Raw genomic sequence first — 22,682 nt, forward strand, 5'->3', positions numbered from 1 at the left:
TCACACACAACTAGGGACAGCCTCACTTTAGTCGAGCTTGCCAGGATGCCCGCGATGCGCCAGCGCGCCGGATTCACACGTCGGGCCAAGGCGATAGCCGTCGATTGAAACCGCTGGGGCACGTCTCTATAAGGGCGCATCTGGGGGTCGAATGCGCGTCAGCGGCAAGTCCTATCGCACGATTTGGATCGGTGATGACGGCCGTTCCGTCGATATCATCGACCAAACCAAACTGCCGCATCGATTCGTCATCGTCACCTTGCGGACGCTGGACGATGCCGCCCGCGCCATCAAGACCATGCAGGTCCGCGGCGCGCCGCTGATCGGCGCCGCCGCCGCCTACGGCGTCTGTCTCGCCGTGGCGGCCGATGCCTCGGACGAAGGCCTCGACCGCGCCCACGACATTCTGCTGGCAACGCGGCCGACCGCGGTCAATCTGCGCTGGGCGCTCGACGAGATGCGCAGCGCCTTGCGCAACCTGCCGCGCGAGGCGCGTCTTGCCGCCGCCTATCGGCGCGCCGCGGAAATCGCCGACGAGGATGTCGCCGCCAATGCGGCGCTGGGCGAGAATGGCGCGAAGATCCTGCGCGACATTGCAGCGGCCAAGAAGACCGAGCGTCTCAACGTGCTCACGCATTGCAATGCCGGCTGGCTCGCCGCGGTGGATTGGGGCACGGCGCTGGCGCCGGTGTACAAGGCGCATGAAAGCGGCTTGCCGATTCATGTCTGGGTCGATGAGACGCGGCCGCGGAATCAGGGCATGAGCCTGACCGCCTGGGAACTCGGCCAGCACGGCGTGCCGCACACCGTGATCGCCGATAATGTCGGTGGTCATCTGATGCAGCACGGCATGATCGATGTGGTCATCGTCGGCACCGACCGCACCACTGCGCGCGGCGACGTCTGCAACAAGATCGGTACTTATCTGAAAGCGCTGGCGGCAAAAGACAACAACGTGCCGTTCTACGTGGCGCTGCCCTCGCCGAGCATCGACTGGACGCTTCAGGACGGCATTCGCGACATCCCGATCGAGGAGCGTGGCGGCGAAGAGCTCTCGCGCATCAGCGGGCGCCTGCCGGACGGCTCGGTGGTCGAGATCGATATCGCGCCGGAAGGTAGCCCGATGGCGAATTACGCCTTCGACGTCACGCCGGCGCATCTCGTCAGCGGGTTGATCACCGAACGCGGCGTCTGCGCCGCCTCGGCGGACGGCCTGCGCGGCCTGTTTCCCGACCGCGCGCGGAAGGAATAAGAGGCACTCGATGGAGAACCTGTGGTCCGACGAGGACGCGCGCGCGGCGGTCACGACTTACGCCGGACAGGACGTCAATGAGGACGTGGCGCTGCGCACCTATACGACGCGGTTGCTCGGCGGCGAGCCGCGCCTGGTGCAGCACGGCGGCGGCAACACATCGGTAAAGACGAAAGTGACTGACAGGCTCGGCCGGATCATCGACGTGCTCTGCGTCAAAGGCTCGGGCTGGGACATGGGCACGATCGAGCCGCCGGGCCTGCCCGCCGTGAAACTCGCGCCGCTCATCGAACTTACCGCGCTCGATGCGCTGAGCGACGAGGACATGGTCAACCTGCAACGAACCAACCTGATCGATGCCGGCTCGCCGACACCATCCGTCGAGACGCTGCTGCACGCCTTCATCCCGCACAAATTCGTCGATCACACCCATGCCAACGCGACCTTGTCGCTGTGCGACCGGCCGGACGGCATGGAGCTGTGCAAACAGGTGTTCGGGCCGAAGGTGCCGGTGATCCCCTTCGTCATGCCGGGATTTGCGCTGGCGAAGAAGGCGAAGGAAACCTTCGACGCCCATCCCGATTGCATCGGCCTGATGCTGCACAAGCACGGCCTGTTCACGTTCGGCGCCACGGCGCGCGAAGCCTATGACCGCATGATCGAGCTGGTCAGCCTCGCCGAGCAGGAGCTGGCCAAGGGCGCGGGCAAGACGCTGGTACAGGTCAAGCTGCCGACGCAACTCGCCAGCGCCGCCGAGATCGCGCCGATCCTGCGCGGCCTCCTGGCGACGCCGATCGACAAGGCCGAAGGCCGCTACGCGCGCGCCGTGCTCGATCATCGCGCCACGCCGAAGGTGATCGAATATGTGAATGGCGCCGACCTCGCCCGCTACAGCCAGCAGGGTCCGGTGACGCCGGATCACGTGATCCGCACCAAGCCCAAGCCCGTCATCCTCCCCGCCCCCGAAGCCGGCAAGCTGGATGATTTCGCCAAGGCGGCACGCGCCGCGATCGAGAGTTTCCGCGCCGACTACCGCGCCTATTTCGAGCGTCACAACGCCAACGCCAATCCGAAGAAAAAGCCGCTCGACGATACGCCCCGCGTCGCGCTGGTGCCGGGCGTCGGCCTGTTCGGTATCGGCCCGACAGCGAAAGACGCCGCTGTTACCGCCGACATCGCCGAGACCTGCGCCTCCGTCGTGCTCGATGCCGAGAAGACCGGGCGCTTCGAGACCATCACCGAGGCCGACCAGTTCGATATGGAGTACTGGTCGCTGGAGCAGGCCAAGCTCGGCAAGTCGCAACCGAAACCGCTGCAGGGCCAGATCGCCGTCGTCACCGGCGGCGCCGGCACCATCGGCAGGGCGACCGCCGCGGCGCTCAAGCGCGAGGGCGCCGAGATCGTGCTGTTCGACCTCGACGCCGGGGCCGTGAAGGCCGCGGCCAAGTCACTGGGCGGGCTGGGGATTCAATGTGACGTGACGAACCGCCCCTCGGTCGATGCCGCCTTTAAGGCGCTGGCCGAGAGGTTTGGCGGTGTCGATATCCTGGTCTCGAACGCAGGTGCTGCCTGGCAGGGCCGTATCGGCGAAGTGGACGACGCCGTGCTGCGCGAGAGCTTCGAACTCAACTTCTTCGGCGCGCAGAACGTGGCGCAGGCAGCGGTGAAGGTCATGCTGACGCAGGCGACCGGCGGCACGCTCTTGTTCAACATCTCCAAGCAGGCGGTGAACCCGGGGCCGAACTTCGGCCCCTACGGCCTGCCCAAGGCGGCGGCGCTGGCGCTGATGCGGCAATACGCCATCGACTACGGCGCCGATGGCATCACCGCGAACGGCGTCAATGCCGACCGCATCCGCTCCGGGCTATTGACCGACGACATGGTCGCGGCGCGCTCGAAAGCGCGCGGCGTGTCGGAGGGCGATTACATGAGCGGCAACCTGCTCGGCCGCGAGGTACGCGCCGCGGATGTGGCGGACGCCTTTGTTGCGCTGGCGCTGGCACGCAAAACCACCGGCGCCGTGCTGACCGTCGATGGCGGCAATATCGCCGCGGCGCTGCGTTGACGTGACTGGACCGTGGCATTCGGCCTCGCGGCGGACTATAGAGCCGATCTAACAGGTGGGAGACGGAAGCCAGGGAACTCCCCCGGCTTTCTATCTTATGGAGATGCGTCAATGCGCGCAGAGAGCAACGTAGATCCAAAAACCGTTGAAGGCTTCGGGAGCGAGTGGCAGTCATTTGACCACTCGGACGACACGCTTTCGGCTATGACGCGCGAACAGATTTTTGACGCTTACTTTGGCATTTTCCCGTGGGACATGTTGCCGGCTCATCCCGTGGGAGCCGATTTGGGTTGCGGCAGCGGTCGATGGGCTGCGCTCGTTGCACCGAAGGTCGGAAAACTGTATGCCGTCGATGCCAGCGCCATGGCATTGGCTGTTGCCAAGAATAATCTTACAAATCATAGCAACGTAGAATTCCATCATTGTGACGTTTCACAGCTACCATTTCCGGCAGGATCGCTAGATTTTGCGTTTTCTCTGGGCGTCTTGCACCATCTTCCAGATACTCAGCGCGCACTTTCGGACATCGCAAGTCGATTGAAGCCGGGCGCTCCCTTCCTCGTATATTTGTACTATTCGATGGATAATCGGCCGGTCTGGTTCAGGTCCATTTGGGTGATGACAGATTGGCTACGCCTTGGAATCTCACGACTGCCGCATGCACTAAAAATCGGTAGCACGACCGCTCTGGCGGGCCTAGTCTACTGGCCGCTGGCACGGATCGCTCGTCTCCTGGAAAAACTGGGACTGCGCTTCGAACATATTCCCTTGGCCTTCTATCGCGACAAGCCGTTTTATGTGTTGCGAACGGACGCGTATGATCGATTTTCGACGAGGCTCGAGCAACGGTTCTCCAAGCTCGAAATCCAGGCCATGTTACTGAGGGCCGGCTTTACTGACATTCGTTTTTCTGACCACGAGCCGTATTGGTGCGCGGTCGGCATTCGAGCGGGCGGCTAGCGACCCTCATTCCGAAATACGCCAGTGCTTGAAACGTAACGACACAGCCTCACGTGGCCAGCGACAATCCCGCCGCCAGGGCGTCCGCGCGGAACGCCTTGACCGCCGCGAGCGACAATTCCGCGCCGGTCTTGGTGCCGAGATTGGGCAGCTTCTTGAGAACATCGGCGGGCGCGGTGATGATGTGGCAGCCCATCATGTCGGCTTCGACGACGTTGAAGACCTCGCGAGTCGAGGCCCAGATGACCTCGACGGTTTTGGTCGCGCGCGCGCGGGCGATCGCCTGCTGCATGATCGGGCGATAATCGATGCCAAAATCGGCAAGCCGGCCGGCAAACACCGACACGACCGACGGTGCGCCGCCGTCGAGCGCGGCAACGCCCTGTTCGACCTGCTCGCTGGTGAACAAAGCCGTCAGGTTGATCTTGATGCCCTCATGCGAGAGCTTGCGCACCATGTCGAACAGCGGCTCGTTGCGCGTCGTGGTCACCGGCAGCTTGACGTAGACGTTGCTGCCCCAAGAATTGATGACGCGGGCCTGCGCTTCCATTTCGGGCATGTCGTCGGAAAACACCTCGAAGGAAATATGCCGGTCCGGGACGGCGTCGACGAGATCGCGGCCGAAGGTGGCGTAGTCCTTCACGCCGGCCTGCTTGAGCAACGAAGGGTTGGTCGTGAAACCGGCGATCCATTTGTTCTTGGCCATCTCCACGATCTGCGCCTTGTCGGCGCCGTCGGTAAACAGCTTCACTTTCAATCCAGCTAGCGTTGCAATTGTCACGACATGCTCCTTACGGCCCCGAAACCGGGCACTCTATAAGCCATTTTCGGCGGCTGGGACACTGGAAGGGCCGCCTTGCAGGGGAACTATGAAAATGCAACTTTCCGCCGTTCATGGCGAGGAAAGTGCTCCCGATGTCCTTCGATATAAACGCCTATTACCGCAGCGAGTTCGCCGAGCAGCGCGAGGTCGCGCAGGCGACCGAGAAGGCTCTCGCCGCATCCTTTGCCGGTCTGGTCGCCGCCTGTGCGAAGTCGGTGCGGGCCAGCGGCAAGCTCATGTTCTTCGGCAATGGCGGCAGCGCCGCCGACGCCCAGCACCTCGCGACCGAACTGACCATCCGCTACAAGACGGATCGCGCCGCCATCGCCGCGCTGGCGCTGACCACCGATTCGTCGGCGCTGACGGCCTGCGCCAACGACTTCGGATTCGACCAGATATTCGCGCGTCAGATTGAGGCGCTCGGCCGGCCCGGCGACGTCGCGCTCGGCATCACAACCTCGGGAAAGAGTGCTAACGTCACCTTGGGGCTGCGGCAGGCCAAGGAAATGGGTCTCGTCACCGCGGCATTGTCCGGCAAGGACGGCGGCGACCTCCCTGGCCTCGCCGATCACCTGCTCGTCGTCCCGAGTGGTACCACTGCCCGCATCCAGGAAATGCATATCACGCTGGGACAGATGCTGTGCGGCGCGCTGGAAATTGAACTGTTCGCCGAAGGCGACGTTCAAGGACTCTGAACGGTCTTGTCAGGCTTAACCAGGGGCCTGCTGCCGAGCCAGCCATCGACAGCGCGGCCTGCCGATCGCGACCAGCGCGTTGGCAGCAGATCGATCCAGCGATACATCGCAATCGATACGGCAAAGACGACGACGATCGTCGCCGAGGCGGCGGCGGGCGTAGCGAGATTCGGCGGCACGTTAAGCACCAGCCAAGAGGTCAGGCTACAGATAATTGGTACGTGGATCAGGTAGAGCACGAAGGAGATTCGTCCCAGCAGCCGCCCCACCGCACCGCCCAGTACCGCCTGCAACAACGGCCAATTTAGAATCGCAGCGACTAACATGGTGGCGCCAAGCATGTGCCAGTAAAGCCCGTCAATGGCGGGGAGGCCAAGGCGATGCAGCCAAATCTGTGGCGCTGATACGAGCAACAAGCCAGTGAGAAAGACCGCAGCCTTCCATGCGGTGCCATTCTGCGCCTGGCCCAAGTCATTGCGATATTCATGCAAGAGCGCGCCGACCGGAAACAACAATACGTAGTCGCCCCAATAGCCGACGCTGAGCAAGATATAGCACATCGCCCGAATCCTAGGCGTACGGCCGGCGGCATTGACCAGGAAGACAAAAAGGCTTCCAATTAATTCGGGACGCATGGTCCACAGATTGCAATTGTAATCTGAGTGGCCGTTGACAAAGACACCGTACACTGTCTCGACTACCATCGCTTTGAAGGATGAATCGAACTTGTACCAACTCGCGAGCCACCAGCTTCCCGTTAATGCCGCTGCTTCCTGATTTTTGTATAGATGGAGCGCCAGCAGAGCCCACGCAAACAACGAGGTGACTAGCATCGGGATAACGAGGCGCATATAACGTCGCACTACTTGCGCCGGGAAACTGAGTCCCGACCTTTGGGCGAGCTCAGAGAGCACATAACCGCTAAGAACAAAGAATATGCAAACTGCGCCGTTGCCGTTAAATATCCATCCATTGCCTACGAGAGCTAAAGATAAGTGCCCAAAAAAAACAACACAGGACGCCACACCTCGAACGCCGTCGAGGTGAGCCTCCCGCGCCATTTTGACGGGTCTCAAATATGTTTCGTCGTTGCTCGCAGTCGCCACTGCATCCTCTCAGCTTAAGGCCGCCTGATTACTCGAACCAGATGTATTCGTAATCGCCAGTATAACCCGCCTGTTTGAAGATGAAGGCCCATTCATCCGGCGTGGCGAAGGCCCGGCAGGTGAGCTGCCAGTACATCAGGTTCACTTTCTCGCGTTCGTTGCGATAGGTCTCGACGCAGATGTACTTGTTGCCGCGGCTGACGCGCTCGATCTCCTTGAGTGCGGCGTGCAGATCGTAGTTGTACAGGTTGTGCAGCGTGGTGATCGAAATCACCAGATCGAAATGCTTGTCGGGGAACGGCAGCTTGTTGGCGTTGGCGACCTGAACGAACGGCTTGACGTCGTCCATGGTGTGCTCGATGGCGTATTTCGAGATGTCGATGCCGGCGACCTCGAGGCCGGGCACGGCCTCTTTGAAGTCATGCAGCAGAAAGCCCTTGCCCGAACCGACGTCGAGCACGCGCATGCCCGGCTTGAGGCCGTAGGCCGCCACCATCGCGTCCGCGACCTTGCGCCAGCGGCCGTCATACTTGTAGCCGCCATAGCCGGTCTCGCGGCTGCCGTCCCAGTAATCGTGGTCGAACTGGATCGCAAGCTCGGCGACCTCGGCCTTGTCGCGCTGTGTGACGCGCGCCAGATAATCGCGCTTGGTCGATTTGTGAATGAGGCTGACGAAATCACGGTAGGCCATAAGCAAGCTCCGAGGTTCAAGAGGTCACAAGGTCGAGATAGCGTTCGGCGGTGCGCAACTGGCGCGCCGCCCGTATTTCATGATCCTGCGCCGAGGCGAAGGCGCGACGGCGCGCGCCGACCGGCGAGAACTCGTTGAGCATGATGCATACCCATTTGACCCGGTAGGCGTCGAGCAGTGCGCGCGCGCGCCACAGATCGTCTTCCGCCAGATCGAGCGCGGCCGCGACCTTGCCGGTGAAGGCATCGTAATGATTGAGGGGCACCGCAAGCTCCGGCTGGCAGAAGAAATCGCAGATCAGCTTGGCGGGATCGTCGCGCCCGGCATATTCGAAATCGAGGAAGCTGGCGCGGCCCTGCTCGTCGATCAGGGCGTTGTGAAAACCGAAGTCGGACGGCGACACGATCTCACGGCCGATCGCCGCGTCGGGGGCGACGCCGCGGGCCTGCGCCTCGCGCAGGATGGTCGCGTGCACCTGGCGCCATACCGGATTGAGCCGTGTCTCGACGAAGGCGCGCGCCGCGGCGACATGCGGCACGGCGTCGTCGAACTCGACGAGACGGGCCACGCGCCGGTCCACAATGTCGATGTGGCTGGCCAGCGAGAAACACGCCTCCGACGCCGGCGCTAAGTCGCGCGGCTGGCGTGGGGCGCCGTTGATGGCGATGGCGAAGTCGGCCGCCTGCCCGGTCAGATCGGCGTCTGCCGAGGGAGCGCGGCGGCCCTGGACGAAGCTGTAGAGCGCCGTGTGCTGCGCCGGATCGCTGGCGAGCGGCTGCGGCACGTTGCGCACACCACGGGCGCCGATATAGCCGAGAAAGCGCCATTCGGCCTGCAGCCGGTCGCGCGGGTCGCGCGGGTCGTGGTGGTAGCACTTGAGCACAACGGCCGTGCCATCGCCGAGCGTGACGCGAAAGACGCGATTATTGCGGCCGCCGGCCAGCACCTCGATCTGCTTGGGCGCGCCAAGCCCAGCTTGTCCGGTGAGCGAGCCGGCGAGGTCCTCCGGCGCCGCTGTGCTCATAGAGCGGCCCCAAGCAGCCGGACGGACACCTCGTCCCAGGACCGGCACACCTCGAAGCGCTCGTCGCTCAGCCCGGTGGGCGCGAACAGGATGCGCCGGCACGCCGCCGGCAGGCCCGGCATCGCCAGGATCTCCGGCAGATCGTCGATGAAGGCATCGACCGCGAGCGCCGCGGCGCGGGAGATCTTCTGCTCCTTGGTTTCCTCAAAGAATATCTGGCTTTCAGGGACGGCCGCGTCGCCGGCCAGATTGCAGTCGCGCAGGAAGGCGCACGCCGACTCGTGCATGTCGTATTTCGGCCCGAGCAGCGGATGGCGCGTCTTGTGGCTGACGACGAAGACATCGTGACCCGCCGCGCGCGCCCGCGCCACGAATTCGCTGACGCCTTCATAGGGCCGCGCCAGTTCCATGCGCGAGCCGTAGACATAGCCTTGCAACTCGGTGAAATCGTCCTTGCGGCCGGAGCCGTTGAGGAAATCGCGAACCGCGTTCTTGTCGGTGGGCAGCGCCGCGTCGATCAGCCCGCGCTCGAGCGCAGCGGCGTGAAACACACCTTCGTAGTCGGCGATGGTGTTGTCAAAATCGACGCCAATGCGCATGAGATCATGTCTTCGACATATCGATCAGCGGACGGCCGATCTTGCCGCTGCGCAGATCCTCGAGCGCCTCGTTGATGTCCTCCAGCCGGTAAGGCTCGGACAGCAACTGGCGCACCGGGAAACGGTTGCTGGCGATTAGCCGGCCGAAGCGCGGATAATCGCGATCGGGAACGCTGTCACCGCCCCAGGTGCCCATCAGGCTCTTGCCCTGGTTGAACACCGACGGGCTGATGGTGAACTGGGCGTCGTAGCGCGCATTGCCGATGACCACAGCGCGGCCGCCCTGCTGGCGCGTGGCGTTGACCGCATCGCCCATGACGGCGGGGACGCCGGTGGCCTCGGCCGAAAGATCGACGCCCTGCGGCACGATCGCCTTGATCTGGCCGACGACATCGCCGGCCGCCGGATCGATCACGTGGGTGGCGCCAAAAGTCTTGGCGAGGGCTCGGCGCGATTCCTTGAGGTCGACGCCGATCACCGGATTGGCGCCGGCCAGCGCCGCCGCCATCACCGCGTTGAGGCCGATGCCGCCGGTGCCGAACACGGCAACCGCGTCGCCGGCCTTGACGTTGAGCACGTTGAACACGGCGCCCATGCCGGTCGGCGCGGCGCAGCCGAGCAGCACCGCGACATCCATGCCCATGCCCGCCGGCAGCAGCGTCAGGCGGTTCTCGCTGACCACGGCGTGGCGCTGGAACGTGGTGACGCCGCCGGCATTCACCTTCTTGCCGTCCCATTCATAGACCGCGCCACCGGCCTCGATGCCGGTGCCCTTGATCCAGGACAGCACGACCTTGTCGCCGGCCTTCACCTTGGTTACGGCCGAACCGCAGTCGACCACAGTGCCGGAGCCCTCGTGGCCCAGACAATGCGGACACCACTTGTCCTCGCCCTTGGCGCCGGAGACTTCGAGCAACTGCGTACCGCAGGCGCCAGAATAGGCGATCTCGACCAGCACCTGCCCTGGCTTCAGCTTCGGCATATCGATGGTTTCAATGACCAGCGGCTTGCCGGTTTCAACCAGAAGGGCAGCTTCGGTTTTCATTGGGCCCGTATCTTTGCGGTTTGGCGGTTAGGATAGCTTGGCGATGACGCGATCGGCGATCTGATGAGCCGTGAGGCCGAGGCGTTCGCGCGCATGCTCCTGCTCGCCCGATTCCTTGAAAAACTTGTCGGGCGTACCGATGCGCATGAGCTTGCGGGTGTCGCAACCGTTGTCGACCGTCCACTCGGCGACGGCCGAGCCGAAACCGCCGATCAGGCTATGCTCTTCGAGAGTAACGACGAGCTTGAACTTGTTCAGAGCCTCGGCGATGCAGGCCTCATCCAGCGGCTTGGCGGTATGGAAGCTGACGACGCGCGCCGACTTGCCCTTCGCTTCCAGAAGCTTTCCAGCTTCGACCGCCTCCGGCAGCATGTTGCCGTGGGACAGCAGGCAGACGTCTCTGCCCTCGGCGATGGTGATGGCCTTACCGATCTGGAAGTTCTCGATCGGGCCCTGATGGATCTTCGGCTCGCCCTTCTTGCCCATGCGGATATAGGCCGGGTGTTCCTGCTTCATCACCGCGCGCAGCGCCGCGCGCACTTCCCAGGCATCGCCCGGCGAAATCACGACGAGGTTCGGCAGCGCGCGCAGGAAAGCGATGTCCTCGCAGGCGTGATGCGTCGGCCCAAGGCCGGCGTAAGCAAGTCCAGCGCCAACCGCGACCACCGTCACCGGCACGTCGTGATAGCAGACGTCGGTGCGGATCTGTTCGAGGCAGCGCGTGGTGACAAAGGGCGTGATCGTATAGGTGACCGGGCGCAGACCGTTCATGGCGAGGCCGGCGGCCAGACCGGTCATGTTCGCTTCGGCGACTCCGCAGTTGAAGAAGCGGGTCGGATGCTTGTCCTTGAACTTGTCGAACAGGCGGTTGCCAATGTCGCCCGACAGCATGACGACGCGCTCGTCGTCATCCCCAAGTTTGGTCAGTTCGTCGGCGAATGCGTTTCTCATGACAGACCCAGTTCCTGACGCGCCTTGACGACCTCTTCCGCGGTCGGCGCGCGATAATGCCAGTTGTTGTCGTCCTCCATGAAGGACACGCCTTTGCCCTTGACGGTGTTGGCGATGAAGGCGACCGGCTTGCTCGAGCCATTCGGCACGTCGGCCAGCGCCGTGGCGACGGCGCCGATATCGTGGCCGTCGATCTCATAGGCGTCCCAGCCGAAGCTTTCCCACTTCTCGCGCAGCGGCGAAAGCTGCAGCGTTTCGTTCGACCGCGCCGTCGCCTGCCATTTGTTGTAATCGACGATGACGCAGAGATTGGCGAGCTTCTGGGCCGAGGCAAACATCGCCGCCTCCCAGACCGAGCCTTCGTTGCATTCGCCGTCCGACATCAGGGCGAAGACGCGGTAATTGGCGCCCTTGTCCTTGACCTTGGCCGACAACGCGTGACCGTTAGCGATCGGCAGGCCGTGACCGAGCGAGCCGGTCGCCGCCTCGATGCCCGGCAACATGTTGGCGGGCGGATGCTCGGCCAGCTTACCGCCGTCCTTAGTGTAGGTCTCCAGCAGGTCGCGCGGGAAATAGCCGCGGTGCGCCAAAGTGGCGTAAATCGCCATCGCGGCATGGCCCTTCGACAGGATGAAGCGGTCGCGGCCGTCGTCGGTCGGCTTGGCCGGGTCGATGTTGAGCGCGTGCCAGTAGGCCGCGGTCAGGATGTCGATGCAGGATAGGCACGAGGCGAGATGGGCGGAGCCAGTCTTGTGGCTCATGCCGATGACTTCGCCACGCAGCTCGGCGGCCTGCTTTCTCAGGAAGGCGACGTCGGGCGTATTCGCCTTGCGGCTGATGGGGCTGATCTGGTTCATGGCTTGTGAATATAGGTGGATGGGAGGTTCGGCAATTCTTTCTCGAAACGGCGGGCCCAGGCGGTTACGTCCTCGACGCCGGCCTCGAGGGAGATTTCATCCTTCCAGCCGAGTTCCGTGCGTAGTTTGGCGCTGTCCAGCATGTAGGCAGCGTCCTTGCCCGGTCGTTCCGGGCCGAGTTCGACGCACTCGTCGAACGCCTTGCCCATCTTGGCGAGGATGATTTCTACCAGTTTCCGGATCGTGACAAGCTCATATCCGGAAATATGGTACGTGTCACCGATATTGCCCTTGAGCGCGATTTTCAGCGTCGCGTCAGACACATCGCGCATGTGAATAAATACACGCTCAGAGAGACCGCCGCCGTCGAGGCGCAGCTTCTGCCCAGTCATGGCCGCGAACACCGTCCGCGGCACGATCCGATACAACTGCTGGCCGGGGCCATAGACATTGGCGGCCCGGGTCGAGACCGCCGGCAAGTGGAAGGTATCGACGAAGGTCTTGAGGCTCATGTCGCCAGCCGCGCGCGACACCGCGTAGGGCGTCGACGGGTTGAAGGGGGTACCCTCCTTCACCCAGCCCTCCGTCGAGCCATAGACCTCCGGCGTCGTCACATGGACATAGCGGTCAAGGAAATCGAGGCTGCGCAACAGCACGTGCAGCCGAACGGTGGAGACGACGTTGGTCATCATCCAGTCGTCGGGATGATCCCAGCTCTGGCCGACCATCGACTGGGCGGCGAAATTGACCACATGCGAAAACCTCTCGCGCTTTACGAGTCCACCCAGCGCGTCGAGGTCATGGTTGATATCGACCTTCTCGAAACGCACCGAACCCGGATGCTTGCGCCACTTGTAGGGCAGCATCGCCTCGTGCGGCTCCGGGGAGCGAGACGTCGCGACGACGTCGTAGCCCTTCTCGGCGAGGTAATCGACGAAGGTGGCGCCCGAAAAAGAATTCGAGCCCAAGACGAGAAAGCGTTCTGCACTGGCCATGATCGTTTATCGGTTCTCAGAACCGGTTCCCATAAACATGAAAAATGTTGTTACTCTTGCGGGCCGCGTCGAGATCGGACTTCAGCCGCTCCACCTCCAGATCAGGAAACAGAGCGCGAAATCGCTGATCTTCAGCAAGTGTCAACAGGACCTGGATCATTCCTCGTTCTCCGACGTGGATGGCGTCAACAAACTCGCTCGCCTCATCGTTGAATGAGACGCAACACAAATCAAAGAACGGTATTCCCAATTGTTCGAACTTGCGGGACATCGCTTCGCTCTCGAATTCACGCCAGAGGCCGGCATAGGGGCGATACCCCGGATCGTTGTTCAAAAATTCGACCGACGCCTTCAGATACGGGAGCTGCATGGCGACTAGCTTAACGCCACGATCCCGCGCCAAAGCGGCAAGACGTTCCAATGCGGCCATCTGGCGAGCGTCAATATGCGGGGCGCCAGGGACCGATTCGATAAGGCCTCGGTTGTTCTTCGTCTGATCGGTGGCAGAAGCGATGAGACCGGTTGGATAGCGATATGAGCCGTCAACGCGAAAGCCGGCCTGGGTCGCCATCGCATCAATGCCAATCAGCCTCATACCATCGAGTTTCGCTGGCTCCTCGCCTGAAAGCCGCGGCAAGACGTAGTTCTTCAGAAGTGCCGGGCGGCTAGTCATAAGCCTGATGAAGTTGAAGAAACTATCATAGCGGAAGCGCCATTCATTGTCGAAATACATCGCCCGCTGTTCGCCCACAGACTTTTCGTAGGCGTCGCTGAACATGAAATAGTCAATCTCAACGATAATCGTGCGTGGTTTACTGACCCTCGTGATGCGATCAACCATCTGAAACATCTGTTCGAGGTTCCAAGACGTGAACGACGCGTTGTAAAGCCGGTAGGGCTTGAACATCGCACTTCGCATCTGTCCGGCGCGCGACGAACTTACGACGACGATTTCCGGATTTTGCGCAGCGATAATGGGCAGCTTGTACGCAGCCCAGTATCGCAAATCACCGGGCAGAACGATCGTGTCAGGCTGGCGTATCTGTTCTTTTCCCGCGACAGCCGGCAATCTGATGGAGCCGCTGGCGATACCGATGTATTCGAGCGCACCAATGCTGCCGCCGACCAGGGCCGCGACCAGAACCGCAATGATCGTCAAATAACGCGCGATACCGATCCGCATGCCTGTCCTAACGCCCCGGAGAGCCCGCCGCGGATGCGCGCGGGGCACTGTCGCTGATGCGTTTGAACGTCTGGCTCTTCTCTAATTCACCGAAAAAGTAATCGGAGAACTTGGTCGCCCCCTTCTTGTCGAGATGGCCTCCCCCGTCGACCGACGAGAAGTTGTCGAATGGTGGAACGATCAGTTCGACGCCCAAGGCTGCGGCGAGCTCGCGCGCCTGCTGTACGCAGGCCTGACTGTGCGGCACCAGCGTGAACACCACCTGACCGCCAATCTTCTGAATAAAGTTGCGACCAATCTCGATCTGTTCCTTGCTGGCGTGGCAGACCCGCCCGGTGTCGAAAACAATCGACTTGTTGTCCGGGGCTCTATAGCGGGGGTTGCCGTCGAGATTGACGTTGCCATTGGCGACGTTGCGCGGAATTCCCGGGTTGGCGTAGCCTGCGATCCAATCCTCAAGACGCCACCGCAGATTTTGCCCGGCAACGTTCACGAACCCCTGCAACCGCCCATGATTGGTCGCCGGAATAACGACTGTTTTCGGACCGAGCGTCAGATCCATGCCTCGGCTAAAGAAATGGATGATCTGATCATCGACGTTGATAATCCAGAGCTTTGGACGAATCTTCCATTGCTCGATTACGCCGAGCGAGAACTCGCCGCCGCGGATGCCGATGAAAGACATGTTATAGAGCCGAAGACGGTGATCGTCGCCGAACTTGCGCAGCACGTCGCGATCGAAAGCGTACGAAACGAAAGATGGACCCAAGATGACGATGTCGGCCTTCTTGGCCTCTGACACCGAGGGCCCTACGTTATGATAGAAGAGTTCTTGATCTTGGATCTCCGGCACAAACCGCCCGCCATAGTCGCGATACCAGCGATGATCGTTATTGGGATAGATCGGGCCGAACGGATTCTGCGACACGATTGCGGGTGCAACCTGCGTATAGCCCGCGAAGGCATACAGAGAGAGCAATAAAATTGAGCCAGCTATCACGGTGAGGTAGAGCACGACTTTACCGAAATCGCACCCCAACTCCGTCTCGGCTTCTGGAGATTTGACTACACCCATCATCACTCACCCAGTCAGAACTGGAAATACAGGAACGGGCTGATACCACCGGCGACCAACGTAGCGATGAGGCCTGCGCTCAACAGCAGAGTAGTTGTGATCGCCCAAATGACACTCGGTGACCAGCCGAAACGCGCCAGGCTGAACGGCCGAGGATTCTCGTAGATCTCGAGGCCCACCCGTTGCTGCGGCTGGAACATGTCGATGATGTTTGGCATCAGGATACAGATCGCGTAGCCGACCGCGATCGCGACTGCGCAATACGTGCCCCCGATGGCGCTGGTGCTGCGCCAGTCGAAAGCGCCAAAACTAAACATCGCGGCCAGGAGACGCTTGGCGGCCGAGAACGAGTCCGCGCGGAAAAACACCCAAGCCACGACGACTGCAAGCTGTGTGATCACCAGCGAGCACAGCGCGTAGACGAACGTCTTCGACAAACTTTTGAGGACCGGCACGCGATTGAAGGTTCGCGTCCAGTAGTGATTGATGACGAGATAAACGCCGTGCAGTCCGCCCCACACCACAAACGTCCAGCCGGCGCCATGCCACAGGCCGCCCAGCAGCATGGTCACCGCGAGATTGAAATTGCGCATGGCCGCGCCATGACGGTTACCGCCGAGCGGGATGTAGAGGTAGTCGCGCAAGAAGCGGGACAGCGAAATGTGCCACCGGCGCCAAAACTCGACGATGCTCTGGGCCTTGTAAGGCGAGTCGAAGTTGAACGGCAGTTTGATCCGGAACATGGTGGACAGGCCGATCGCCATGTCCGAATAGCCGGAGAAATCGAAGTAGATCTGCAGCGAGTACGATAACACGCCGACCCAGGCGTCACCCGATGTCACGGCCCCCTTCGACGCATTCGTGAAGACCGGATCGGCAAGCAACGCGAGACCGTCGGCGATGACCGCTTTCTTGAACATGCCGATTGCGAAGATCGTCAACCCGATAGCGAAACGCTCGACCGAAAACCGCCGATTCTCCTCCGCGCCGAATTGCGGCATCATCTCGCTGTGATGCAGAATCGGACCGGCAATCAGATGCGGAAAATACGTTACGAAGAGGACATACTTCGAGAAATTACGCTCGTTGGGATAGCCGCTATAGACGTCCACAAGGTACGCGATCTGGGTGAACGTGAAGAACGATATGCCGAGCGGCAGCGCGATCTTGGCGAACTGGACATGAAGACCCGTCAAGTGATTGAGGGTGTCGATTCCGAAATTGGTGTACTTGAAGAATGCAAGCGCCGCGAGATTGGCGACGATCGCCACCAGGAACGCCCTTTTGCGCGCGACCGAACCCGGCGGCAGATGCGCCATCCGGAAGCCCATCAAATAATTGAAAATGATCGATACCGCGATGATCGGAACGAATTTGACGTTCCAGACGCCGTAGAACACCAGCGAAGCGCCGGCGAGCCATGTAATTTGATAGAGCGGGTTGCGCGCGAGGCGAGCAATAACGAAATAGCCGATAAGCGTAATCGGCAAATAAAGGAATATGAAATTATACTGTGTGAAGAGCATACGCTATGGCCCCGCGAAGCTTCAGTTCCTGCAGTTTCGCACGCAATATTCTTGGGAAAAACACCCGGATGGCTGGCTGCCGAAACTAGTAGCCTGCATTGACGGGCACGATGTCGTCGCGTTGAGCGTGAAGCCATTGCATCAGCATATGACCGACGATGACTTGAGTATCTTCCGCGATCTGCATGTCGTTGATTTCGAAATGGATCGGAACGTCCGCCAGGCTCTTGGCCTTGCCCCCGGAGTAGCCGAGAAAGGCATAGCTCGTCATGCCGAGATGCCGGGCCTCCTCGAGCGCCTTGACGATGTTCGGCGAATTGCCGGAACCCGAGAATACAATCAGCACATCGCTCTTGCGCGCCAGCACCGAAAGCTGAAGCGAAAAGACCGTGTCGTAGCCCTCGTCGTTGGCCAAACAGGTGACGACCGACGGGTTGGCGACAAGAGAGTGCGCCCGCAGTCCCGACCCTTGTCTTTTTGACAGGGCGTAGATGAAATCATTCGCCAGATGCGTGGCGTTGCCGGCGCTGCCGCCGTTGCCAGCGAAGAACACCTGACGGCCCGAACGCCAACAATCACGCAGCTCCTCCGCCAGGCGCTCGACTGGCGCCCAATCGAAGGAGTTCAGAACGGATGCAAGCCGGTCGCTGTAGGCGGCGAAGTGCTGCTTCGGCGGAATAACGTCACTCATTGCGCCGCGGCCTTCTCCATCCACTTCAGATTGTACCAGCGATCTTCGTTGGTCAGCTTGCCCTGCGAGTACATGCCAATCAGCTCCTTGATGGCGTCCTCGACAGTCTTCGTCGGCTTGAAGCCGGTCGCCAGGAGCTTATCCGAGTTAACGCGATAACTGCGCGGGTCGTTCGATTCGGAGACGATAATTTCGGCCGGCACGTATTTCTGGACCATCTTGGCAATGTCCAGAATCGAGATGTTCTCGAAACCAGCGTTGTAGACGCCCGTGTGCTCGGGATGATCGAGAAGGAACAGGTAGAGATCGGTGATGTCGTCGATGTGGATGTTCGGGCGGGTCTGATCGCCGCCGAATACGGTGATCCGGCCGTTCAGCAGCGCCTGCATGGTGAGCATGTTGACCGACACATCTAGGCGCTGCCGCGGCGAATAACCGCACACGGTCGCCGGGCGCACGATCTGCACCACCATGTCGTCCGAGTAGGACAGTAGGATGCGCTCGCCGCACATCTTGGTCTTATTGTACTCCGAGATAGGAACAAGCTCGAGATCTTCGGTAACTTGCTGTTCCTCCTTCACACCATAAACGCTGCCAGAAGAAGCATAGATAAACCGCTTGATGCCATGACGTTTGGCTTTGTCAGCAAGCTCCATGGTCGCAAGGCAAGAAACTTCCCAGGTCAGTTTGGGATTCAGATCCCCGCACGGATCGTTGGCGATGCTTGACAGATGAATAATGGCGTCGATGCCGGTCAGATCGATCAGATCCTTATCTCGGACATCCGCGCTGACGATGGTCAGGTCGGGGTGCGGCTCGAGAAAATTCCCAAACCACATGATATCGACGCCGACCACCTGGTGTCCGGCCTTGAGAAGCTTGGGGACCAGGACGCTACCCTTATAGCCGCAAGCTCCGGTAACGAGGACCTTCATTAGACCCACCCCATCGAGTATTTCGTGAAAGCGGCATGGAACTCCGCAGCCGGGGCGATCCGGCGTTTCGGATCATCTTGCTGTGAATTCAATAAGCTCGCCCAGCTTCGAAGGGCTATTTCTTATACTCAGAGTTCGCCCGGCGCAAGCTTTCAGGCGTTCCGATATCTCTATGATATCTATTTGTTTCAACAGCAATTATACGGCCAACCAGCTCGGGCATGACCTCCGTTGAAAGGTCAATTTCCCGCTTCGAATGCGCCGCCACGATATCGATAACGGACGGCTCGAGAATGTAGACGGCGGCGTTGGCAAGGTTGCCCGGCGGGTCAGCCACTTTCTCGTGAAACGCCATCACCACCCCGCGGGAATCCAGTTCCAGGATACCACAGGAACGGGGATCGTCGGTCCTGAAGGCTAGCATCGTCATCAGACAGCCGGCGGGTCGGTTGGCATGAGCGGTTCTCAATTCCGCGACATCGAAATCGGTCAGATTATCGGCATGGCCGACGAGGAATGGCTCCGATCCAAACCAATCTCGGTTGGCCAAAATTGTCCCACCCGTCCCGAGCAGGCTTGCTTCGAACACCAAATCGATTTTTGAACGCCACGCCGATGCAGCCACGTGAGTCTCGACCTTTTCGGCGAGATAATGCGTATTGATTAGGATGGGCTCGATGCCATTACTTAAAAGATTTTCCAGCCAATAGTCGAGCAAAGGGCGCCCGTGAATCGGCACCAGACATTTGGGGATCGTATCGGTTATCGGCCGCAGACGCGTGCCCATGCCAGCGGCAAGCAACAACGCGCGCATGCCGACGCCTTAAAGCTCAAACGCGTCATCTGACGCGTGATCGATGCCGTCGATCTCGGCAATCAGCTCGCGAACGTTCAGTGGCGAATTACCGACGCGGGACACCTGAACCGCCGCCGCGACCGCGCCAATATAAGCCGCCTCCCATATTTCCCGGCCGGCGCAAAGCGCCATAGAGGTAGAGGTAAACAAACTATCGCCCGCGCCCGCGACGTCCTTCGGTGACGTGTTGATCGCGTGTAGCCGGTCCGATTGGAATGTGTTCTCCTTCGGCCCGCGGATCAGCATGCCCTCTGCCCCCAAGGAGATGATAAGGTTTCGCGCCTTCGCGACGCATTGCAGTCGCTCGCCGATATAGGCAAGGCCGGTGTCGAAGTCTTGCAAAGCCAGACGCGCTTCGCGCTCGGTCGGGGTAATAAGACTCATGTCCTGAAAGCGCGACACGTCCGCCATCTGAGACGATGCCTGACTGTCGGCGGCCATCATTACGCCTTTCTTCCTGGCACGTGCGCTCATTTCATCGACCAGCGCCTGCGGCAGGCAGCCGTAATTGAAACAGGAGAAAAGCACGAGATCAGCGGCGTCCAGCACCTCGTCGAACTTGCTCAGCATCTTGCTTTGAATGCCGGGCTCGATCGGATTCTGGCGCAAATGATTGACGCGGAGCAGCGTCTTGTTCAGCGCACGAAAGCGCTGCTTGCGTGTCGTCGGACGCGCCATGTCGACAAACGCATTGAATTTTACCCCAAGTCGTTCGAGATCGCTGGTCACGAACTTCGCCGTCCCGTCGTTGCCAACGACGGTACAAAAATCAACGTCCGCGCCAAGACCTCGTGCGTGGGCGGCAACGATGCCGGCTCCGCCGATGAACGTCCTGGTTTCGATTGGCGCCACGACGATCGTCGGATCTTCCTGCGACATCCCAAGAGGGTCGCAGGTGATGTAGTCGTCTACAATCACGTCGCCTATCACAAAAATCTTCATTCCGGAGAATTGGCGAAGGGTCGACGTGACCGCAGCATGGGTCACACCATGCCGCCGCATGTATTCCGGCGACTTCCTGATGTTATGAATGTTTGTGGTCTTGAATTCCTGCTGCAGCAGACCGATCGAGGCGAACCGCATCTCGCCGGAGCTAAAGATCAACTTGCCACCATAGCTGTCGACGGCGGCCTGCTCCCGGTTGACGCGCTTCTCGAACTCGCTACCCTTGACGACAATGTCAGGCTGGAGCGCCAGCACGAATTCGTCAGGCAGCCCGTCGAGGGCTACGACCTGATCCACAACCGACAGCGCCTCCAGGCCTTCGAGCCGATCTGCCAGTTTCACGCTGGTTCCAGGCGCTCGGTCGGCATTAACTCCCACTACAAGAAAGTCTGAGAGATCTTTTGCAAATTTAAACAGCCGGAGGTGCCCCGGATGAATGACGTTAAAGTTCCCTGATACGAACGCGATACGGCGTCCGGTACCGGCGGCCAAGCGGATCGCCTTCGCCACCTCAGAATATTTGTCTGAAGCAGTAGTCGATAGAGTTCCCGTACCCACCTTTATCAAGCCCCTGTGCTTCAGTCAGCGCAATACAATTAACATCATGCACACTAGGAAAATTAGTACCTGAAGTAGATTTATAAATAAAGGGTCACTTACAGCGGTATTCCAAATCCGTCAGCTACCCACGCGACGGGCGGAAAATTTCTTAAGAAGATTAATTTCAGACGCGCTCCTAAAAAGCGCCTAATTTGCGTCCTGCTTTTCATTCATCTGTCGCAGAACATCGTCGACCTTGCCAAAATGGCACATCTTACCGTTAGCAAGATACATAGCAACATTACAGGTCTGACGGAGCAAGTCAGTGTCATGCGAAGCCAATACAAGTATTCCTGACTGTTCCGTTAGCTGACGAAGACGAGCATTGGCCTTCTGGCGAAACTCGGCATCGCCCACGGTCAGCCACTCATCCATAAGGATAATGTCGCCTTGCACACTTGTCGCGATTGCAAACATTAGTCGAAGACTCATGCCCGCAGAATATGTCCTGATCGGCATATCAAGGTATTCGCCAAGACCACTGAATTCCGCGATCTCATCGATCCGCTTCGAAATCTGCTCCTTTGTCAGCCCCATGATTAGGCCACGGATGTATATGTTTTCGTACCCGGTGCCTTCATCATCGAAGCCTAAACCGATATCGAACATGGGCACGATTACCCCGTCAGCGCGAATACGACCCGCCGAAGGATCGTAAACGCCAGCCAGCGCTCGAATTAGCGTAGTCTTGCCCGAGCCATTGGGGCCGATCAGTCCCAAGCGATCTCCAGGCTTGAGCGTAAAACTGACATCACTGAGAGCAAGAACTGCCCCATGCGAGTCATCGCTCACGACGCGCCCGCCGATCCGAGACAATTTCTTCGTTAACTCGCTCCGCAATGATTGCGGACGTGACAGACTAATGGGAAAAGCGACGCTGAGATTTTCAACAACGACTTGTTTCATTACCGATGACCTAAACCCAGAACACGACGCGCTTTTTATATCGGGAATAGATGGCAAGCGCCACGGAAGCACAGAGTAACGCTGTCAAAGCCGAAATTCCAAATGACATTAGCGGAACCGTTTTCCCCAAGATCGGATCGCGGGTGATCACCAGCAGATGAGCGATCGGGTTGAAAAGCAGCACCTCATGCCCGCCTCGCAACTGAGACGGCTGCCAGATGATCGGAGAAATGAAGAACAGCACTTGGACAAGCGCCGTAACGATTGGGGGCACGTCACGATACCGGACGCAAACGATGCTGACCGCCAACGAAATCGAGCTGACGCAAACATAGAGGAAGAAGAATCCGATCAGCGCGGTCAGTGCGTAGAAACCAACGTGCCAAGGATACACGAGCCACACGATTGGAATTACGGCGCTGTTATGCAGAAAAATGATGAAGTTCCGCTGAACCATGCGCATGATGTAGATCACCAACGGCATGTTGGTGGCCCTGATCAGGCCGCCAGACTGAATGAGGGTCGTACAAGATTCGATGATGGCCGACGACACGAAGCCCCAAATAGTCATTCCGGTGATGAAGAATGGGAGATATTCCTGCATATTCGAGCCGAGAAATCGACCCGAAACAGTCCCGATGATGAAAGCGAAGATGCCGTTCGACGCTGTGATCCACCACGGTCCGAGATAAGTACGCCGATACTTCGAGCGTATGTCCACCGCCGCCAGCGATCGCCACGTATGGAAACGGGAAAATACCGGGGTAAGGTCATCCAGGGCCCGTCCAACAACACTTTCAGGCATTAAGTTCCTCTTTTACTCGCCCCCGCAAGTCGTGATCCCCCACCCCGGCAGATTCCAGCATGGCGGCGCAGCGGTTGCGAACAGCAACACCGCCGGA

The 22,682-nt window shown here is 60.0% G+C and carries 22 protein-coding genes; 4 read left to right on the forward strand and 18 right to left on the reverse strand.

Annotated features, from left to right (window positions below; all coding sequences use genetic code 11):
- Window positions 1-151 precede the first annotated feature (151 nt).
- The 3 genes from mtnA to ASD45_RS14280 all read left to right on the forward strand — a co-directional run bounded on the left by mtnA (window position 152) and on the right by ASD45_RS14280 (window position 4,277).
- Complete coding sequence (gene mtnA, locus ASD45_RS14270; RefSeq protein WP_056912087.1) at window positions 152-1,252, forward strand: S-methyl-5-thioribose-1-phosphate isomerase; 1,101 nt, start codon at window positions 152-154, stop codon at window positions 1,250-1,252.
- A 10-nt stretch (window positions 1,253-1,262) separates the two neighbouring features.
- Window positions 1,263-3,317, forward strand: a complete 2,055-nt coding sequence (locus ASD45_RS14275; RefSeq protein ID WP_056912088.1) for a bifunctional aldolase/short-chain dehydrogenase — start codon at window positions 1,263-1,265, stop codon at window positions 3,315-3,317.
- Window positions 3,318-3,428: 111 nt separating this feature from the next.
- On the forward strand, window positions 3,429-4,277 hold the full coding sequence (locus tag ASD45_RS14280; protein ID WP_082540839.1) for a class I SAM-dependent methyltransferase: 849 nt from the start codon (window positions 3,429-3,431) through the stop codon (window positions 4,275-4,277).
- Between the two features lie 49 nt (window positions 4,278-4,326).
- Here ASD45_RS14280 and ASD45_RS14285 read toward each other — a convergent pair whose 3' ends face one another.
- Window positions 4,327-5,058, reverse strand: a complete 732-nt coding sequence (locus ASD45_RS14285; RefSeq protein WP_244485369.1) for a transaldolase — start codon at window positions 5,056-5,058, stop codon at window positions 4,327-4,329.
- Window positions 5,059-5,192: 134 nt separating this feature from the next.
- On the opposite strand from ASD45_RS14285, the gene ASD45_RS14290 reads away from it, so the two are divergent.
- Window positions 5,193-5,795: an SIS domain-containing protein gene (locus tag ASD45_RS14290; protein ID WP_056912795.1), complete on the forward strand. Its 603-nt coding sequence runs from the start codon at window positions 5,193-5,195 to the stop codon at window positions 5,793-5,795.
- On the opposite strand, the gene ASD45_RS14295 is transcribed toward ASD45_RS14290, so the two are convergent.
- From ASD45_RS14295 to ASD45_RS14375, 17 genes are all read right to left on the reverse strand, one after another.
- On the reverse strand, window positions 5,783-6,856 hold the full coding sequence (locus ASD45_RS14295) for an acyltransferase (protein WP_082540840.1): 1,074 nt from the start codon (window positions 6,854-6,856) through the stop codon (window positions 5,783-5,785). The two genes, ASD45_RS14290 and ASD45_RS14295, sit on opposite strands and share 13 nt — an antisense overlap.
- A 73-nt stretch (window positions 6,857-6,929) precedes the next feature.
- Window positions 6,930-7,592, reverse strand: a complete 663-nt coding sequence (locus ASD45_RS14300) for a methyltransferase domain-containing protein (RefSeq protein ID WP_056912090.1) — start codon at window positions 7,590-7,592, stop codon at window positions 6,930-6,932.
- Window positions 7,593-7,608: 16 nt separating this feature from the next.
- The gene (locus ASD45_RS14305; protein WP_056912091.1) at window positions 7,609-8,616 is read right to left on the reverse strand and encodes an aminoglycoside phosphotransferase family protein; all 1,008 of its coding nucleotides are present in this window, start codon (window positions 8,614-8,616) and stop codon (window positions 7,609-7,611) included.
- The gene (locus ASD45_RS14310) at window positions 8,613-9,215 is read right to left on the reverse strand and encodes a hypothetical protein (protein WP_056912092.1); all 603 of its coding nucleotides are present in this window, start codon (window positions 9,213-9,215) and stop codon (window positions 8,613-8,615) included. The genes ASD45_RS14305 and ASD45_RS14310 overlap by 4 nt, the downstream gene beginning before the upstream one ends.
- A 4-nt stretch (window positions 9,216-9,219) precedes the next feature.
- Complete coding sequence (locus ASD45_RS14315; RefSeq protein ID WP_056912093.1) at window positions 9,220-10,260, reverse strand: zinc-binding dehydrogenase; 1,041 nt, start codon at window positions 10,258-10,260, stop codon at window positions 9,220-9,222.
- 27 nt (window positions 10,261-10,287) lie between these two features.
- Window positions 10,288-11,211: a transketolase C-terminal domain-containing protein gene (locus tag ASD45_RS14320; protein WP_056912094.1), complete on the reverse strand. Its 924-nt coding sequence runs from the start codon at window positions 11,209-11,211 to the stop codon at window positions 10,288-10,290.
- Window positions 11,208-12,068 (reverse strand): transketolase, encoded by an 861-nt coding sequence (locus ASD45_RS14325; protein WP_056912095.1) that lies wholly within the window; start codon window positions 12,066-12,068, stop codon window positions 11,208-11,210. The genes ASD45_RS14320 and ASD45_RS14325 overlap by 4 nt, the downstream gene beginning before the upstream one ends.
- Window positions 12,065-13,063, reverse strand: a complete 999-nt coding sequence (locus ASD45_RS14330) for a GDP-mannose 4,6-dehydratase (protein WP_056912096.1) — start codon at window positions 13,061-13,063, stop codon at window positions 12,065-12,067. The genes ASD45_RS14325 and ASD45_RS14330 overlap by 4 nt, the downstream gene beginning before the upstream one ends.
- Before the next feature lie 16 nt (window positions 13,064-13,079).
- Window positions 13,080-14,246 carry a hypothetical protein gene (locus ASD45_RS14335; protein WP_056912097.1) on the reverse strand — a complete coding sequence of 389 codons (1,167 nt, stop codon included), beginning with the start codon at window positions 14,244-14,246 and terminating at the stop codon, window positions 13,080-13,082.
- Window positions 14,247-14,253: 7 nt separating this feature from the next.
- The gene (locus ASD45_RS14340) at window positions 14,254-15,321 is read right to left on the reverse strand and encodes a hypothetical protein (protein ID WP_056912796.1); all 1,068 of its coding nucleotides are present in this window, start codon (window positions 15,319-15,321) and stop codon (window positions 14,254-14,256) included.
- A 14-nt stretch (window positions 15,322-15,335) separates the two neighbouring features.
- Window positions 15,336-16,847 carry an MBOAT family protein gene (locus ASD45_RS14345; RefSeq protein ID WP_056912098.1) on the reverse strand — a complete coding sequence of 504 codons (1,512 nt, stop codon included), beginning with the start codon at window positions 16,845-16,847 and terminating at the stop codon, window positions 15,336-15,338.
- Between the two features lie 85 nt (window positions 16,848-16,932).
- Entirely contained in the window at window positions 16,933-17,562 is a 630-nt protein-coding gene (locus ASD45_RS14350; RefSeq protein ID WP_244485371.1) for an SIS domain-containing protein, read from the reverse strand.
- Window positions 17,535-18,473: an SDR family oxidoreductase gene (locus ASD45_RS14355; protein WP_056912100.1), complete on the reverse strand. Its 939-nt coding sequence runs from the start codon at window positions 18,471-18,473 to the stop codon at window positions 17,535-17,537. Before ASD45_RS14355 ends, ASD45_RS14350 begins: the two co-directional genes overlap by 28 nt.
- 115 nt (window positions 18,474-18,588) lie before the next feature.
- Complete coding sequence (locus tag ASD45_RS14360; protein ID WP_056912101.1) at window positions 18,589-19,287, reverse strand: nucleotidyltransferase family protein; 699 nt, start codon at window positions 19,285-19,287, stop codon at window positions 18,589-18,591.
- 9 nt (window positions 19,288-19,296) lie between these two features.
- Window positions 19,297-20,766 carry a PfkB family carbohydrate kinase gene (locus tag ASD45_RS14365; RefSeq protein ID WP_244485372.1) on the reverse strand — a complete coding sequence of 490 codons (1,470 nt, stop codon included), beginning with the start codon at window positions 20,764-20,766 and terminating at the stop codon, window positions 19,297-19,299.
- A gap of 255 nt (window positions 20,767-21,021) precedes the next feature.
- A complete protein-coding gene (locus ASD45_RS14370) occupies window positions 21,022-21,780 on the reverse strand; it encodes an ABC transporter ATP-binding protein (protein WP_056912102.1) in 759 nt (252 codons plus the stop codon).
- A 10-nt stretch (window positions 21,781-21,790) separates the two neighbouring features.
- Window positions 21,791-22,585 (reverse strand): ABC transporter permease, encoded by a 795-nt coding sequence (locus tag ASD45_RS14375; protein WP_056912103.1) that lies wholly within the window; start codon window positions 22,583-22,585, stop codon window positions 21,791-21,793.
- Window positions 22,586-22,682 lie beyond the last annotated feature (97 nt).

Source organism: Pseudolabrys sp. Root1462 (assembly GCF_001426945.1).
Lineage (GTDB): Bacteria > Pseudomonadota > Alphaproteobacteria > Rhizobiales > Xanthobacteraceae > Pseudolabrys.